Source organism: Noviherbaspirillum sp., assembly GCF_035627455.1.
GTDB lineage: Bacteria > Pseudomonadota > Gammaproteobacteria > Burkholderiales > Burkholderiaceae_D > Noviherbaspirillum.
Window position 1 is genome coordinate 1 of record NZ_DASPLS010000025.1, and the last position, 15,200, is coordinate 15,200.

At 65.5% G+C, this 15,200-nt stretch carries 16 protein-coding genes; 10 read left to right on the forward strand and 6 right to left on the reverse strand.

Features of this window, described 5'->3' with window-relative positions; translation table 11 throughout:
- Together VEC01_RS04570 and VEC01_RS04575 are read left to right on the forward strand one after the other, a co-directional pair.
- Positions 1-1,463 (forward strand): S41 family peptidase (locus VEC01_RS04570; RefSeq protein WP_324899205.1); only part of this gene is annotated, 1,463 nt, incomplete at its 5' end.
- A gap of 129 nt (positions 1,464-1,592) precedes the next feature.
- The gene (locus VEC01_RS04575) at positions 1,593-2,339 is read left to right on the forward strand and encodes a molybdopterin-synthase adenylyltransferase MoeB (RefSeq protein ID WP_324899207.1); all 747 of its coding nucleotides are present in this window, start codon (positions 1,593-1,595) and stop codon (positions 2,337-2,339) included.
- A gap of 289 nt (positions 2,340-2,628) precedes the next feature.
- On the opposite strand, the gene VEC01_RS04580 is transcribed toward VEC01_RS04575, so the two are convergent.
- Positions 2,629-2,976, reverse strand: a complete 348-nt coding sequence (locus VEC01_RS04580) for a hypothetical protein (protein WP_324899208.1) — start codon at positions 2,974-2,976, stop codon at positions 2,629-2,631.
- Between the two features lie 305 nt (positions 2,977-3,281).
- Between VEC01_RS04580 and VEC01_RS04585 the strand changes: the two genes are divergently transcribed.
- From VEC01_RS04585 to VEC01_RS04595, 3 genes are all read left to right on the forward strand, one after another.
- Positions 3,282-4,172 carry a DMT family transporter gene (locus tag VEC01_RS04585; RefSeq protein ID WP_324899210.1) on the forward strand — a complete coding sequence of 297 codons (891 nt, stop codon included), beginning with the start codon at positions 3,282-3,284 and terminating at the stop codon, positions 4,170-4,172.
- A gap of 5 nt (positions 4,173-4,177) precedes the next feature.
- Positions 4,178-5,368, forward strand: coding sequence for a YbfB/YjiJ family MFS transporter (locus VEC01_RS04590; protein ID WP_324899212.1), 1,191 nt, complete (start codon positions 4,178-4,180; stop codon positions 5,366-5,368).
- Between the two features lie 78 nt (positions 5,369-5,446).
- On the forward strand, positions 5,447-6,325 hold the full coding sequence (locus VEC01_RS04595) for a DMT family transporter (RefSeq protein WP_324899214.1): 879 nt from the start codon (positions 5,447-5,449) through the stop codon (positions 6,323-6,325).
- Here VEC01_RS04595 and pabB read toward each other — a convergent pair.
- The 4 genes from pabB to VEC01_RS04615 form a co-directional block, all read right to left on the reverse strand.
- Positions 6,322-8,148: an aminodeoxychorismate synthase component I gene (gene pabB / locus VEC01_RS04600; protein WP_324899216.1), complete on the reverse strand. Its 1,827-nt coding sequence runs from the start codon at positions 8,146-8,148 to the stop codon at positions 6,322-6,324. The two genes, VEC01_RS04595 and pabB, sit on opposite strands and share 4 nt — an antisense overlap.
- Positions 8,149-8,221: 73 nt before the next feature.
- Complete coding sequence (locus tag VEC01_RS04605; protein WP_324899217.1) at positions 8,222-9,112, reverse strand: DMT family transporter; 891 nt, start codon at positions 9,110-9,112, stop codon at positions 8,222-8,224.
- Between the two features lie 205 nt (positions 9,113-9,317).
- On the reverse strand, positions 9,318-9,893 hold the full coding sequence (gene slmA / locus VEC01_RS04610) for a nucleoid occlusion factor SlmA (RefSeq protein WP_324899219.1): 576 nt from the start codon (positions 9,891-9,893) through the stop codon (positions 9,318-9,320).
- Positions 9,894-10,000: 107 nt separating this feature from the next.
- Positions 10,001-10,738, reverse strand: coding sequence for a pyrimidine 5'-nucleotidase (locus tag VEC01_RS04615; protein WP_324899221.1), 738 nt, complete (start codon positions 10,736-10,738; stop codon positions 10,001-10,003).
- A 169-nt stretch (positions 10,739-10,907) separates the two neighbouring features.
- On the opposite strand from VEC01_RS04615, the gene VEC01_RS04620 reads away from it, so the two are divergent.
- Positions 10,908-11,717, forward strand: coding sequence for a TraB/GumN family protein (locus VEC01_RS04620; RefSeq protein WP_324899223.1), 810 nt, complete (start codon positions 10,908-10,910; stop codon positions 11,715-11,717).
- Between the two features lie 107 nt (positions 11,718-11,824).
- Here VEC01_RS04620 and argB read toward each other — a convergent pair whose 3' ends face one another.
- Complete coding sequence (argB, locus tag VEC01_RS04625; protein ID WP_324899225.1) at positions 11,825-12,736, reverse strand: acetylglutamate kinase; 912 nt, start codon at positions 12,734-12,736, stop codon at positions 11,825-11,827.
- Positions 12,737-12,856: 120 nt separating this feature from the next.
- On the opposite strand from argB, the gene VEC01_RS04630 reads away from it, so the two are divergent.
- From VEC01_RS04630 to VEC01_RS04645, 4 genes are all read left to right on the forward strand, one after another.
- Positions 12,857-13,420 carry a sigma-70 family RNA polymerase sigma factor gene (locus VEC01_RS04630; RefSeq protein ID WP_324899227.1) on the forward strand — a complete coding sequence of 188 codons (564 nt, stop codon included), beginning with the start codon at positions 12,857-12,859 and terminating at the stop codon, positions 13,418-13,420.
- Positions 13,420-13,623, forward strand: coding sequence for a zf-HC2 domain-containing protein (locus tag VEC01_RS04635; protein WP_324899229.1), 204 nt, complete (start codon positions 13,420-13,422; stop codon positions 13,621-13,623). The genes VEC01_RS04630 and VEC01_RS04635 overlap by 1 nt, the downstream gene beginning before the upstream one ends.
- Positions 13,620-13,832 carry a cysteine-rich CWC family protein gene (locus VEC01_RS04640; protein WP_324899231.1) on the forward strand — a complete coding sequence of 71 codons (213 nt, stop codon included), beginning with the start codon at positions 13,620-13,622 and terminating at the stop codon, positions 13,830-13,832. The genes VEC01_RS04635 and VEC01_RS04640 overlap by 4 nt, the downstream gene beginning before the upstream one ends.
- 186 nt (positions 13,833-14,018) lie before the next feature.
- Positions 14,019-15,143, forward strand: coding sequence for a branched-chain amino acid ABC transporter substrate-binding protein (locus tag VEC01_RS04645; RefSeq protein WP_324899233.1), 1,125 nt, complete (start codon positions 14,019-14,021; stop codon positions 15,141-15,143).
- Positions 15,144-15,200 lie beyond the last annotated feature (57 nt).

The window sequence follows — 15,200 nt, forward strand, 5'->3', positions numbered from 1 at the left end:
TCAAGAATTTCAGTCTGATTGGTCTGGGCGTACTCGCCGGCGTCGCTGGTTCCATCCAGTTCGAAGCCATCGCGCAGAAGAACGCCGCCGCACCGCTGCCGCTCGAAGAGCTGCGCCAGTTGGCGGACGTGTTCGGGTTGATCAAAACCGATTATGTCGAATCGGTGGAAGACAAGAAATTGTTGACCGAAGCCATCTCCGGCATGGTGGCATCCCTCGATCCGCATTCCGCTTACCTCGACAAAAAGGCTTTCAAGGAATTGAAGGAAGGCACCCAAGGCCGCTTCGTCGGCCTGGGCATCGAAGTCGGCATGGAAGACGGCTATGTCAAAGTCATTTCGCCGATCGAGGATTCGCCTGCCTACAAGGCCGGCCTGAAAGCCGGCGATCTGATCACGCGTCTGGACAGCACGCCGGTCAAAGGCATGACGCTCGATGAAGCGGTCAAGCGCATGCGCGGCGAACCCAATACCAAGATCACACTGACAGTGGCGCGCAAGGAAGAAGACAAGCCGCTGCTGTTCACCATCACGCGCCAGGAAATCCGCGTGCAAAGCGTCAAGTCCAAGATGGTCGAGCCCGGTTACGCATGGCTGCGCGTATCGCAGTTCCAGGAGCCGACCGTGGACGACATGGTCAAAAAGATCAACGCGCTGTATGCGCAAGACCCCAACCTGAAAGGCCTGGTGCTGGACCTGCGCAATGACCCGGGAGGCCTGCTGCCGGGCGCGATCGGCGTGTCCGCCGCCTTCCTGCCCAAGGATGTCGTCATCGTATCCACCAACGGCCAGTTGCCGGATTCCAAGGCAACCTTCTATGCGCGCCGCGAATATTACGGTTCGCGCACTGTTGGCGATCCGCTGTCCGGCCTGAATCCGGCGGCCAAGAAAACCAAGATGGTCGTGCTGGTCAACAGCGGCTCCGCATCGGCTTCCGAAATCGTGGCCGGCGCATTGCAGGATTACAAGCGCGCCACCATCATGGGCCAGCAAACCTTCGGCAAGGGATCGGTGCAGACCATCCGCCAGTTGTCCGCCGATACCGCCGTCAAGCTGACCACAGCGCGTTACTACACGCCGAACGGCCGCGCGATCCAGGCCAAGGGCATCGTGCCCGACCTGCTGGTCGACGAAACCGCCGAAGGCGACGGCCTGAACGGCCTGCGCCTGCGCGAAGCCGACCTGCAGAAGCACCTGTCCAACGACAAGGACAAGGATGAAGCCGCGCGCAAGATCGACGAACTGGAAGAAGAGCAGCGCCTCGCCGCCCTCGAGAAGAAGCGCAAGCCGCTCGAATTCGGCAGCAAGGACGACTTCCAGCTGGCGCAGGCGCTGAACCACCTGAAGGGCTTGCCGGTGCAGCTGTCCAAGTCGCCGAAGGTCGAAAGCAAGAAGGAAAACACCATCAACGACGAGAAGAAGACCCCGAATGGTGAGAAGAACGGAAACGGCGAGAAGAAGTAAGCCCGCCGCCAGACGACATAACCGTCGAGAAAAGGCCGCAGCGATGCGGCCTTTTTTTCTTGCAGCAGCGCTGGCATCGCTGCGCCCCCGCCTTTACAATCGCGATATCACCTCCCGGCGCCCTGCCCCATGAACGACAACCAACTGCTCCGCTATTCCCGCCATATCCTGCTCGACGAGATCGGCATCGAAGGGCAGGAAAAACTGCTCGCCGCGCACGCGCTCGTGATCGGCGCCGGCGGGCTGGGGTCGCCCGCCGCCTATTACCTCGCGTCCGCCGGCATCGGCAAGATCACGCTGGTCGACAACGATAGCGTCGACTTGACCAACCTGCAGCGCCAGATCCTGCACACCACAGAGCGTATCGGCCAGCCCAAGGCGCAGTCCGGCAAAAAGACGCTGGCGCAGATCAATCCGGATATCGAAGTGGTGGCGCTGACCGAGCGCGCCGAGGGCGGGCGCCTGTCGGAACTGGTACGGCAGGCGACGGTGGTGCTGGACTGCTGCGACAATTTCGCCACCCGCCATGCGGTCAACCGCGCCTGTGTGCAGCACAAGGTGCCGCTGGTATCGGGCGCGGCGATCCGCATGGACGGACAGATCTCGGTGTTCGACACCCGCCGCGCCGATTCGCCCTGCTACGCCTGCCTGTTCCCGCCCGAGCAGCAGTTCGAGGAAGTGCTGTGCTCGACCATGGGCGTGTTCGCGCCGCTGGTCGGCATCATCGGCACGATGCAGGCGGCCGAGGCGCTGAAGCTGGTTGCCGGGATCGGCGAATCGCTGGCGGGACGGTTGCTGATGCTGGATGCGCGCAACATGGAGTGGAGCAGCATCCGGCTGGCACGCAATGCGCCGTGTTCCGTCTGCGGCGACTGAGCAGCGGCCCGTCTCTCCGGCAATTTCTAGTAGAGCGTCCATAGAAGACCGTAGGGTGGGTAGAGCGGAGCGAAACCCACCATCCCGTATCTGGAGCGCTCGGTGCGTTTCGCTCACGGCGGCGCCGCCCACCCTGCATCTCTACCTGCGAAAACCATCCGGATGCTCTACCAGGCTCTGTTTGCCAAGCTACCGAGCGCTCCGGACCGACGCTCGCGCTGCTCTGCGTGCTTCGCGTATGCGTGCGCTACGCCAATCCGGCCTGCTCGCGACGCTTGTCAAACAGAGGCTAATACCCCGCCAGCACCGCGCGCATTGAGCACGACCGCAGGATATCGAGGCTTGCTGCGCGCACCGTCATCACCGCATGCTGCAGGCGCTCCTCGTCGTCGTGGATGCGTGCGCGCGCGCCGTCCAGCGGCTGCTCGAACAGCGGCTGGTAGCGCCTGTAGATGTCGAAGTGACGCCGTTCGACGAGTTCCTGCTGTGAGCCGGCAAGCGGCGGCGACACCGGTTCCGCGTGGCCGCCCTCGTCGCGGCCGGCGTGCTTGTCATCCTTGCCGCAGGACGCAAGCAGGATCGTGGCGGCGAGCGCCGCCACCGCATGCCCGATGCGTTTTTCAGTACGCTTTGACATTGTCTATCTCCCTTGGGAGAAGATTATTCGCGCTTCCCGTGCCGCGCTTCTTGGGCGGTATCAAGCGGCTTACAGGTTCGAACGCGCTTTCAACTTGCGCGCAACACCGGCACGCTTTCCGTAGCGGGCGGGCCGGATTGGCGTCGAGTAGCGTCACGCGTACGAGAGGTACGCAGAGCAACGCAGGCGTCAATCCGGGGTGCGCAGCAGCTTGTGAAACAGAGTCCAGGCCCGCGCGGCGGCGCCCCGTCCCCGGTGCTACAATCGACCGGTCGTTCTTTTTCCCTTGCGCAATCTCCTTCCCGATGTCCGCCGCCGACCTTGCCAAGCTGGTTTTCCTTTCCGCGATCTGGGGCGGCTCCTTCATCTTCCTGCGCGTCGCGGTGCCGGAAGCCGGCCCGCTGCTGACGGCGACGCTGCGTACCACGCTGGCCGGCGTGGCACTGGTCGCATTCGCCGTGGCCACCGGCGTGCGCATGGACTGGCGCGCCAACCTCAAACCGTATGCCATGGTCGGGCTGTTCGCGGTGGCGATCCCGTTTTCCGGCTTCGCGTTCGCCGCGCTCCATTTGCCGGCGGCGCACTCCGCCGTGCTCAACGCCACCGCGCCCCTGTTCGGCGCGGTGTTTTCGATGATCTGGCTGGCCGAACGACTGACCCTGCAAAAGCTCGCCGGACTGGTGATGGGCATTGCCGGCGTCGCCACGCTGGTCGGCGCCGGCGCGCTGAAGATCGATGCCGGCACGCTGGCAGCCGTCGCCGCCTGCCTGGTTGCGGCGGCCGGCTACGCGCTGTCGAGCATCATCGTGAAGAAGACCGGCCGCCCGGGCGGCATCCCGCCGATCGCGATGGCCGCCGGCTCGCTGGTGGCCGGCGGCGCCGTCCTGCTGCCGACGGTGCCGTTCTCGCTGCCGCCGGCGATGCCGTCATTCACCGCGCTGGCCTGCATCACCGCGATGGCCTTGCTGTCGTCCGGCCTGGCGCAGGCGCTGTTCATCCCGCTCATCGTGAAGGTGGGGCCGACGCGGGCGATGAGCGTGTCCTTTCTGATCCCGCTGTTCAGCATGCTGTGGGCGTTCCTGTTCCTGCATGAGCCGGTGACTCCATCGACGCTTGCCGGCGGCGCGGTGGTGCTGGCGGCGATGGCGCTGGTACTGTGGACGCCGCGGCGTGACGTGCCGCGCGAGAACGCGTAGACGTCGTGCGAGCCGGCAATCCCGCCCTCCGCCATCCCCTGCTGACGGCGCTTGCGCTCTCGCTCGGCGCGGCGATCTCGCTCGGCATCTCGCGCTTTTCCTACGCCCTGCTGCTGCCGCCGATGCGCGCCGACCTGGGTTGGTCCTACCTGCTTGCCGGCGCGATGAATACCGCAAATGCCTTCGGCTATTTCATCGGCGCACTGGTCACGCCGGCCGTGATGCGCCGGTTCGGCGCGCAAGCGGCGCTGAACGGGGGTGCGCTGCTGACCGCCATCTTCATGCTGCTGTCCGGCTTTGTGACGGATGCCGACATGCTGCTGCTGCAGCGCGTGCTGGCCGGCATCGCGAGCGCCTTCATCTTCATTTCCGGCGGCGTGCTCGCGGCCCGGCTCGGCGCGCTGCATCCCGGGCGGGCCGGCTTCCTGATCGGCCTGTATTACGGCGGTACCGGCTTCGGCATCAGCCTGTCGGCGCTGCTGGTGCCGGCAACCATCGAGGCCGCCGCCGCGTACGCCGCGCCGCATGCGTGGCAGTGGGCGTGGCTGGCGCTCGGCTGCGTCTGCCTGCTGATGATGGCGCTGATGGCACTGCCGGCCGCGCGGATCGACGGCTCGACCCCGGCCGGCGGGAACCATGGCGGCTTCCGGGTGCGTCCCTTCGCGTTCGGGCTGGCCGGCTATTTCATGTTCGGGGTCGGCTATATCGGCTACATGACCTTCGTCATCGCGCTGCTGAAGGAACAGGGCATGCCGGCGCAGACGGTCACCGCATTCTATGCCGCGCTCGGCCTGGCGGTGGTCACCTCGTCGCGCATCTGGGCGCGCATGCTCGATCATTTCAAGGGCGGCCAGGCGCTGGCGATCCTCAATGCCCTGCTCGCGGCCGCCACGCTGTTGCCGGTGCTGACCGCGGCCACGCCCGCGGTGTTCGTGTCCGGCATCCTGTTCGGTGCGGTGTTCCTGTCGGTGGTGGCATCGACCACCGCCCTGGTGCGCCACAATCTTCCCGCGCATGCGTGGTCGGCGGGCATCAGCGGCTTCACCACGGTGTTCGCGTTCGGACAGATCGCCGGCCCGACGGTGGTCGGCTGGATTTCGGACCAGGCGGGCGGCCTGCAGCGCGGCCTGGTGTTTTCCGCCGCGGCGCTGCTGCTCGGCGCGCTGCTGGCGTCGCGCCAGCGCGCGCTGCAATAAGCTGTCCGAATCCGGCCAGCACGACGGCGCCAATCCCGCTATCCTGACGGCCTGTTCATTCGACCTGTCGAGATTGCCATGCGCAGCACCGATCTAGCCCGCCTGCTTGTCCTCGCCGCCATCTGGGGCGCATCCTTCCTGTTCATGCGCATCGTCGCGCCGGTGCTCGGCGCGTTATGGACCGCGGAAGTGCGCGTCGCCCTGGCCGGCATCGCGATGCTGGCGTTCATGGCCGTAACGCGGCGCGCGATGCATTTCGGCGCCAACTGGCGCCATTATCTCGCGCTGGGCGGGCTCAATTCCGCATTGCCGTTCGCACTGTATTCCCATGCGGCACTGACGCTGCCTGCCGGCTATTCGGCGATCCTGAACGCGACCAGCCCGCTGTGGGGCGCGCTGGTCGGCGCCGCGGTGCTGGGCGAGGCGCTGACCGCCCGCAAGATCGCGGGCATGATCACCGGCGTGGCCGGCGTCGCCTTCCTGGTGCGCCTGGGACCGGCGCAGTTCTCGCCGCAGGTCCTGCTCGCCGCGCTCGCCTGCGTCGGCGCGGCGCTGTGCTACGGCATCGCCGGCGCCTATTCGAAAAAGAAGTCGGCCGGCATCGCGCCGCCCCAGATGGCCACCGGTTCGCAGCTCGGCGCGGCGCTGGTCCTGCTGCCCTTCCTGCCCTTGTCGCCGGTGCGCGCGGAAGTCACGCCCTTCGTGATGTTGATCGCCGCGCTGCTCGCGCTGTTGTGCAGCGCGGTTGCGTATTTCATTTACTTCCGCCTGATCGCCGATATCGGCCCGACCAAGGCGCTGACGGTCACCTTCCTGATTCCGCTGTTTGCGCTGCTGTGGGGTGCGCTGTTCCTGCAAGAGTCGATCAACCTGAACACCCTGATCGGCTGCGCGCTGGTGGTGCTGGCGACCTGGCTGGTGGTGTTCCAGCCGGCGCCGCTGGCGAAGCGGGCTTAGATCATCGCCGGCAGCGCGCCGCGCAGCGCATTGCAGGCAACGATGCCTTCGGCATGCCGCAGGTCCTCTGGCGTGAGGCGTCTTTCACTGGCGTTCCATGCCGGATCATCGAGCAGCACGGAACGCATGACGCCCGGCAGCACGCCGCATTCGAGCGGCGGCGTATACCAGCGTCCATCAAGCTTGACGAACAGGCTGCTCCTGCCGCCCTCGGTAAGCTCGCCCCGCTCATTGCAGAACAACATGTCGAATGCGCCCTGCGCTTCCGCCGCCTTCCACGCCGCGTCATAGTGCTCGCGCACCGACGTCTTGTGGCGCAGGAACAGATCAGCGGAATGCATGCCCCGGGGCGCGAGCAGCAGTTTCACCGGAGTGGCAAGCGGCGCCAGCGGCGCGACCTGGATCGTGCAACTGCCGTCGTGCCGAAGCGCAAGACGCAGGCGCTGCGGCAAATCGGCGTCGACCGCGGCGCAGGCGATGCGCAACTGTTCCCGGATCGCGTTCTCGTCATATGCAAAGCCGAAGTAGTCGGCGGATGCGGCAAGGCGCTGCAGGTGGCGCTCAAGATGGCGGCATCCTTCGCTGCGTGTCGCATGCATCGTCTCCAGCAGTTCGAATGCATGGCCGAGGCCGGTCAGGAAGCGCGCCTTCAGGCGGCACTCGGCCAGCTCTTCCGCGGCCACGCTGTCGTGCACGATGCCGGCACCGACGCCGAGCTCCCCCTTGCGGGTGCCGTGCGCTTCGGCTTGCAGCACCAGCGTGCGGATCGGCACCGACAGGCAGAAGTCGCCGCAGCGGCGGCCGGCTTGCGGCGCCTCGAACCAGCCGATGGCGCCGGTGTAGATGCCGCGCGCATCCGGCTCCAGTTCGCGGATGATCTGCATGGTGCGGCGTTTCGGCGCGCCGGTGATCGAGCCGCAGGGATAGAGCGCGTCGAACACTTCGGCCAGCCCCGCGTCGTCGCGCAGGTGCGCATGCACGGTGGAGGTCATCTGCAGCACGCTGCTGTAGCGGTCGACCGCAAACAGTTTCGGCACCGACACCGAGCCGAAGCGGGCGACACGGCCGAGGTCGTTGCGCAGCAGGTCGACGATCATCAGGTTTTCGGCGCGGTTCTTCGGATCGGCGGCAAGCGCGGCGGCGCGCTGCGCATCGGTTGCCGCGTCGCCGCTCGCGGCCGCAGTGCCCTTCATCGGCCGCGCCGTAAGGACGCCGTCGTTGTGACGCATGAACAGTTCCGGCGACAGCGACAGCACGGCCTGCCCGCCCGGCAGCATGACCAGCGCGCCATAGGGAACGGGCTGGCGTGCGCGCAGCCGGCGGTACAGGTCGGCCGGCGCGCCGAACGCATCGAAGCGCAGGCGATAGGTGTAATTGATCTGGTAGGTGTCGCCTGCTTCGATGTAATCGTGGATGCGGGCGATTGCGGATGCGAACTGTTCCTCGCTGACGCTGGCGGCAATCCCGGCGATGCCCGCCGGCCCGGGTTGCGCCCGGGCGTCCAGCCACGCCTGCACCGCGTCGGACGACAGCCGTTCGCAGCGTTCGAACAACAGCACCTGCGCCAGCGGCAAGGCCGTGCCGGGCGCCGCGATGTGGTGCATGCCCGCGCCGAGCTCATAGGTGAACAGGCCGACCGCGTGCCGCCCCTGGCGCAACGCGTCTTCCATCTGCCGCAGCAGCGCGGGCAGCGCGTCGGCGCTGTCGCAGGCAAGGCTGCCCGCATACCCGGTCAGCAGGCGCGAGCGCGGGTCGGCGCTGCTCGCGTCGCAATCGTCGAGCAGCGCGAAGCAGTCGGCATCGGGGTGGCGTGAGGCGTTCAAGGCAGTGGTGCGGGTGGACGGCGGCGCGGGCGGACGCGCGGCATGCAAACCGGTATTGTAGCGCCGGCGCCGCTCAGCTTCCGCGCTTGGACAGGTAGATCCCCCACAGCAGCAGCGCGCCGCCCGCCATCTGCACCGGCCCGATCGCTTCCTGGAAAATCAGCCAGGCGGCAACGGCGGCGGTCAGCGGCTGGATCAGCAGGCTGACCGAGGACAGCGATGCCGGCAGGTGGGCGGACGCATAGGCGATCACGGTCTGCCCGCCGATCTGCGCCACCAGCGCCAGCGCCAGCAGCGGCAGCCAGCCGGCGGCCTGCGCCGGCCAGAATGCGCCGGGCGCGGTCAATGCGAACGGCAGCAGCGCCAGCCCGGTCACCGTCGTGCTCCAGGCCATCAGGCGCGCGGTGGAATACTGGCTGCGCGCATCCTTGATCACCAGCTGGTACGCCGCGTAGAACACTGCGCTGCCGAGACCGAGCGCGTCGCCGAGCAGCTTGTTGCCGCCTTCGGCGCCGGCCGCGTTCGGCCCGACCAGCATGACGGCGCCGGTCAGCGCGATCAGCATGCCGACGATGAAGACGCGCGCAAAGCGCACGCGAAACGCGAACCACATCCACAGCGCGATGAAGATCGGCGCGAAATTCGACAGCAGGGTCGCGTTGGCGACGGTCGTGTAATGCAGCGACAGGTGCCAGATGCCCATGTCGCCGGCGAAGTAGATGCCGGCCAGTATCAGCGCCCGCGTGAAGTCGGTGCGCTTGCCGGCGGCTTCATCCTGCCCGCGTACCGAGAACGCCCAGGCCCACAGGAAAGGCGCCGCCAGCGCCATCCGCCAGAAGGCCGAGGCCAGCGGGTTGACGTCGGACAGGCGCATGAAGATGCCGGCAAAGCCGATCGCCATGCCGCCGACCAGCAGAGCGGCGAACGCAAGGGCGGGAAATTCTTTGTCGAGTGTCGTGTCCATGCAACGGCTTGTTCCAGATTGCAAAGACAGAGAGTGTACTGAGGTTTGGTGCCGTGTGCAGGAAAACGGGCCATGGCGGCGCGTCCAGAGCGAGACGTGCAGATGGCCGGCGCGGCGTGCCGAACAAAGCGGAAACAGCGGCGACCGCGGGCAAATCAAATTCGGGCGCGGCGTGCAAAAAACCGCGAACTTTCCGCGGCGCGGATCAGGACAGCAGCATCGCCACCTGTGCCTGCGCGTGTTCCGACGGATTCTGCTTGAAGCCGCTCTTGGCGAACCGGTGCCAGCGGCCGATCACCACGCTGGTGATCATGTTGGCGCGGGTGATGACTTCGTTCTCGCTCGCCTGCCCCTGGCTGGCGGCCACGCGCAAGGCCTGGCGGATCGACATTTCCACGCGCTCGATGAACTGGTTCATGCGCAGCTGCAGGCGCTCGTCCTCGTTGACCAGCGCATCGCCGATCAGCACCCGGGTCATGCCCGGATTGCGCTCGGCGAAGCTGAGCAGCATCGCGACGATCGCCTGCACCTGGGCCAGGCCGTTTTCCTGCTGCTCGCTGATCTGGTTGATCAGGCCGAACACGCTGGTCTCGATGAATTCGATCAGCCCCTCGAACATCTGCGCCTTGCTCGCGAAATGCCGGTACAGCGCGGCTTCGGACACATCGAGCTTGGCCGCCAGCGCCGCCGTGGTGATCTTTTCCCCTTTCGGCTGTTCCAGCATCGCTGCCAGGGTCTGGAGGATTTGAAGTTTGCGTTCGCCCGGTTTTGTGGTTGCCATGATGTCTTAGTGTAAGCAATCGAGGGGAATTGCCCGAAGCCTGTCGCGCAAGGGAGTGCCGGACGGATGCGCGCCGGAAGGACCGGAGACGGGGCGCCAGGCAATCCCTACCGGGACGGGCTCCTGAGCCGATGCAGCATCTCCGGTAGTTGCCTTACGGATTGTACTTTGACATCGACAAAAATGGGGCGCTTTGTGAATCCCGGCAGCGGCCGCCCGCCGTTGAGCTGGCGCATGTTGGGACTGCTGGCAAGGTAGCGGGTGACCCAGGCGGTGCGCATGCCGATCGCCTTGGCCGCCTTCAGGTTGTCGGCCGAATCCTCGACGAGGATACAGCGCCTGGCCGACACGCCTTCGCGCGCGAGCAGCTTGCGCAGCAGCTGTTTCGACGGCTTGGGACGCAGCTGGCCGTGCACGCGCATCGCCTCGATCGGAATGTGCTGCGCGAACGCGCGATGCAGGCCGAGATGGCGGATCACGTCATGCGAATAGCGGCGCGGCGCATTGGTGAGCAGGATCTTGCGGCCCGGCAGGCGCTTGAGCAGCCGCGCCAGGCCGCGCTCGGCGCGGATCATGCCGGTCAGGTCGTCAAACAGGTGGGCCTCGTGCAGGAACTCGTCCATGCGCACGCCGTGGTGCCGCACCATGCCCAGCAGGGTCGCGCCGTAGCGCTTCCAGTACGCCAGCCGCACCGCGTTCACCGTTGCCGGGTCCGCCGGCAGGTCGCCGTCGCCGAGCACCTTTGCCATATAGGCATTCATGTTGGCGTTAATGGCAGGGAAAATCGCGTGCGACGCATTGTGCAGCGTGTTGTCGAGGTCGAACAACCAAATCGGAGCGGGCATCTGTTAGAGTGTTTTGACGCCGGCCGCAGAGCTGGCGTCAGGGAGAATCATGAAGTCGGTTGTTATCGTCTTGTTAAGCGCATGCCTGTGTCTTTTCGGAGGCGCTGCACATGCGGACAATGATGCAACAGCAACCGTTGCCGCACAAGCGGCCGCACGCGCCCGCGGCATGCTGTACCGGGTGCGCCATGGCGACAATACCGCCTGGCTGTTCGGCACCATCCATGTCGGCACGCCGGACTTCTTCCCGCTCGACGCGCAGGTCACGCAAGCCCTGTCGGGCGCCAGCAAGCTCGTTCTCGAAATCGACATCCGCAGGCCGGAACCGTTCCAGGCGGCGCTGCACAAGCACGGGTATTACCCGCCCGGCGACAGCGTGGACAGGCACCTGCCGGCGGACGACCTGGCCCGTCTCGACGCGGCGCTGCGGCAGTTCGGCATCACGCCGCACCAGGTGCGCCACATGAAACCCTGGCTGCTGGCCAACCTGCTGGTCGGCCTCGACCTCGAGCGCAACGGCTACCGGCGCAGCCACGGCACCGAGATGTTCCTGCTTTCGCTGGCGGCACAGGACGCCAAGGCAGTGGACGAACTGGAATCGGCCGAGTACCAGATGGCGCTGTTCGACGGCATGCCGGACGCGATGCAGGTGCGCTACCTGCGCGAGAATCTGGCCGAACTCGGCGACGGCAACGCGCTGAAGAAGTCGGTGGCGCTGATCGACGCCTGGGCGACGGCGAACGGCGAGGCGGCGGAAGCCTTCGTGCGCGACACGCGCGGCGAAAACAGCGCGTCATCGGAATTCACCCTGCGGGTGCTGCTGGACAAGCGCAATCCGGAAATGGCGACCAAGATCGAAGCCCTGCTGCGCGGCGGCGAAGCGGCCTTCGTCGGCGTCGGCCTGCTGCATATGGTGGGGGAAAACGGCTTGCCGGCGCTCTTGAAGCAGCGCGGGTATGAGGTGGAGAAGGTGTATTGAGGGACCGGCTTTGTTTTTGTGAATGCCGGCCCAGCAGACGCAAGACGATCGACCGTAGGGTGGGTGGGGTCCCACCTCCCTGCGATTCCTTATTCAGCGAACCGCGTTCAATGCGACCGGATCATCGTGCCGAACGCCTGTTCGGTCAGCACTTCCAGCAGCAGCGAATGCTCGATGCGGCCGTCGATGATGTGCACCGTGTTCACGCCCGACTTCGCCGCATCCAGCGCCGAGGAAATCTTAGGCAGCATCCCGCCCGAGATGGTGCCGTCGGCGAACATCTCGTCGATCTCACGCGCCGACAGGTCGGTCAGCAGATTGCCCTGCTTGTCCATCACGCCGGGGATGTTAGTCATCATGATCAGCTTTTCCGCCTTCAGGATTTCGGCGATCTTGCCGGCGACCAGGTCGGCGTTGATGTTGTAAGCCTGGCCATCCTCGCCGAAGCCGATCGGGGAAATGATCGGGATGAACGCATCGTCCTGCAGCGCCTTGACCACCGCCGGGTTGATCGCGTCGATCTCGCCGACGAAGCCGATGTCGAGGAATTGCCCCGGTTTTTCCTTGTCCGGCATCTGCATCTTGCGCGCGCGGATCAGGCCGCCGTCCTTGCCGGTCAGGCCGACCGCCTGGCCGCCGTAGTGATTGATCAGCATCACGATGTCCTGCTGCACCTCGCCGCCCAGCACCCACTCGACCACTTCCATCGTTTCCTCGTCGGTGATGCGCATGCCCTGCACGAAGGTGCCCTGCTTGCCGATCTTCTTCAGCGCGTTGTCGATCTGCGGACCGCCGCCGTGCACCACCACCGGATTCATGCCGACCAGCTTGAGCAGGATGACATCGCGCGCAAAGCCATGCTTCAGGCGCTCTTCGGTCATGGCATTGCCGCCGTACTTGACGACAATGGTCTTGCCGTGGAACTTGCGGATGTAAGGCAGCGCCTGCGCGAGGATTTCAGCCTTGATTTGCGGAGAAACGCCGGACAGGTCGGCGTTGGGGTCGGCGAGGTCGATCATGACGAGTCCTGAAAAACGATTTTCGCGATTTTACAGGGAAAGCGCCGCGATTTCCCGGCGGATTTCTTGTCATCCCGGGTTTGATCCGCTAGGCTTTGCCCAATTGACAAGGGAAGTCCCATGACCGACGTCCTGCATGGCGAACTGGAGTGCCTGCGTCCCGCGCTGATGCGGTTTGCAGTCTTGCAGCTTCGTAATCAAACGCTGGCCGAAGACGCGGTGCAGGATACGCTGCTGGCGGTGCTGGAAAAGCCCGGCCGGTTTGCCGGCCAGTCGACGCTGCGCACCTATGTGACCGCCATCCTCAAGCACAAGATCGTCGATCTGATACGCGCCGGGAAGCGCGAGTTCCGCATCGACGCCGGCGACGACGCCTCCGAAGCCGACGTCATCGATACCTTGTTCAGGCCGGACGGCCACACCGTGGACACGCCGCGCGCCTGGGGCGACCCGGATGCGACGCTCGAACAGAAGGACTTCTTCCGGGTGCTGGAACTCTGCCTGGAAAAACTGCCGGCCAGGACCGCCCGGATTTTCATGATGCGCGAGTGGCTGGAACTGGACACTGCCGAAATTTGTAAGGAACTGGGGATCAGCACGTCCAATGCATGGGTCATGCTCTATCGTGCGCGCATGCAGTTGCGCGAATGCCTTGATCTGAACTGGTTCGGAAAGCGCGCCTGATGCCACTTAAACCGACTTGCAAGGAAATCCACCGACTCACCTCCGAGGGCATGGACCGCGAGCTGAGCCTCGTGGAACGCGCGCGGGTGCGGATGCACCTGCTTGCCTGCAATGCCTGCCGCACCTTTACCTCCCAGATGGACCTGCTGCGTACGGCGATGCGGCAGCTGGGCGGCGACGAGACGGATCCCGGCCCGAAATGAGCACCTGCGCCGCCTGCGGCAAACCCTTCACCTGCGGCATGGCCGATACGCCCGGCGACGAGCGCCCCTGCTGGTGCGCCGCACTACCGCCGCTCGCGCCCGACACCGGCGCACCGGCGCAGGACGGCGATGCCGCGCTCTGTTTTTGCCCGGACTGCCTGCGCGCACGCGTTGCGGCGCAACAATCCGGCCGTTCCGAAAACCGGTAACCGTCTCTGCCGGCCCACTTTGTGCGCCTGCAAAAATTCACAGTCGAAAAAAACCAGCGCGCAGGTAAACAGACAAGCAGACCGGATTTCAAGCAAACAAAACTTTGTATTCGTAAATATTTACGAAATATAATCCGGCAAATGCCGTCCTAACATCAAGATCCACAATTCCAATAAGGGGGAGACATGAAACACTGGATTCGCATTGCCTGCGTACTTGCCGTTTCACTGCTGGCCGCCGCCTGCAGCCGCCAGGTCACCGTCAAGATCGGCGTGGTCGCGCCGATGTCCGGCCCGCTCGCGCAATACGGCAAGGACATCGCCAATGGCGCGCAGATCGCGGTCGACGAGCTCAACAGCGACCACTTTTCGATCAACCGCAAGCGCGCCCGTTTCGAACTCGTGGTCGAGGACGACAAGGCGTCGCCGGAAGAAGGCAAGGCAGCGGCAAAGCGCCTGATCGATGCCGGCGTGGTCGCGGTGTTCGGCCATTTCAATTCCGGCGTGTCGATCGCCGCCGCGCCGCTGTATGCGGAAGCCGGCATCCCGCAGTTGTCGGTATCGACCAACCCGAAATACACGCGGATGGGCTTGAAGACCGCGTTTCGCATCACTGCCGACGACATCCAGCAGGGTGCGGCCCTGGCGCGGCTGATCGGCGAGAAGCTGCGCACCAAATCGCTTTATGTGGTCGATGACCGCACCACCTTCGGCATCGGCATCGCCGACGAGGTCGAGCAGGGCGTCAAGGGGAAGAAGCTGCAGACCGCGCGTGAAGGCGTTGACGGCAAGAGCACGGACTATGCGGCGCTGGCGAAGAAGATCATGGACGCGAATGCCGATGTCGTGTTCTTCGGCGGCGACGAAGCGGCGGGCCTGCCGCTGCTGAAGGCACTGCGCAAGGTTGGTTCCGGCGCCAAGTTCGTGGTGGCCGACGCGATGTGCGACATTTCCACCGTCAAGGGCGCACAGGGCGGCGCCGACAACAACTATTACTGCTCGATCGCCGGCGTGCCGCCGTCCTGGCTGTCGTCCGGCATCGGCTTCACCGACATGTACAAGGCCAAGTTCGGCACGCCGGGCGCGTATTCGACGCTCTCCTACGACGGCATCCACATCCTCGCGCAGGCGATGCAGGAAGCCGGTTCGACCAAGCCGGAAACCTACCTGCCGGTGCTGGCCAAGGGTTCCTTCTCGGGCAAGATCCAGGGCTCGATCGAATTCGACAGCAAGGGCGACATCAAGGACGGCACCGTGGTGATCTACCAGGCCATTGGCGGACAGCTGGTGGAGCAGCGCAACCTGTTGTAACGACGGCAGCCGCCGCGGCCGCGCGCGCCTCCCGGCCGGAGCGCCCGCGGCGTGGCG

What these genes read in the sequence shown, in the direction of transcription:
- VEC01_RS04580 (WP_324899208.1), bottom strand. Translation starts at nt 2,976, where the DNA reads ATGTCAAAGCGTACTGAAAAACGCATCGGGCATGCGGTGGCGGCGCTC.
- VEC01_RS04595 (WP_324899214.1), top strand. Translation starts at nt 5,447, where the DNA reads ATGCGCAGCACCGATCTAGCCCGCCTGCTTGTCCTCGCCGCCATCTGG.
- VEC01_RS04605 (WP_324899217.1), bottom strand. Translation starts at nt 9,112, where the DNA reads ATGGACACGACACTCGACAAAGAATTTCCCGCCCTTGCGTTCGCCGCT.
- VEC01_RS04640 (WP_324899231.1), top strand. Translation starts at nt 13,620, where the DNA reads ATGAGCACCTGCGCCGCCTGCGGCAAACCCTTCACCTGCGGCATGGCC.
- VEC01_RS04630 (WP_324899227.1), top strand. Translation starts at nt 12,857, where the DNA reads ATGACCGACGTCCTGCATGGCGAACTGGAGTGCCTGCGTCCCGCGCTG.
- VEC01_RS04620 (WP_324899223.1), top strand. Translation starts at nt 10,908, where the DNA reads ATGCTGTACCGGGTGCGCCATGGCGACAATACCGCCTGGCTGTTCGGC.
- VEC01_RS04575 (WP_324899207.1), top strand. Translation starts at nt 1,593, where the DNA reads ATGAACGACAACCAACTGCTCCGCTATTCCCGCCATATCCTGCTCGAC.
- slmA (WP_324899219.1), bottom strand. Translation starts at nt 9,893, where the DNA reads ATGGCAACCACAAAACCGGGCGAACGCAAACTTCAAATCCTCCAGACC.
- argB (WP_324899225.1), bottom strand. Translation starts at nt 12,736, where the DNA reads ATGATCGACCTCGCCGACCCCAACGCCGACCTGTCCGGCGTTTCTCCG.
- VEC01_RS04585 (WP_324899210.1), top strand. Translation starts at nt 3,282, where the DNA reads ATGTCCGCCGCCGACCTTGCCAAGCTGGTTTTCCTTTCCGCGATCTGG.
- VEC01_RS04615 (WP_324899221.1), bottom strand. Translation starts at nt 10,738, where the DNA reads ATGCCCGCTCCGATTTGGTTGTTCGACCTCGACAACACGCTGCACAAT.
- VEC01_RS04645 (WP_324899233.1), top strand. Translation starts at nt 14,019, where the DNA reads ATGAAACACTGGATTCGCATTGCCTGCGTACTTGCCGTTTCACTGCTG.
- VEC01_RS04635 (WP_324899229.1), top strand. Translation starts at nt 13,420, where the DNA reads ATGCCACTTAAACCGACTTGCAAGGAAATCCACCGACTCACCTCCGAG.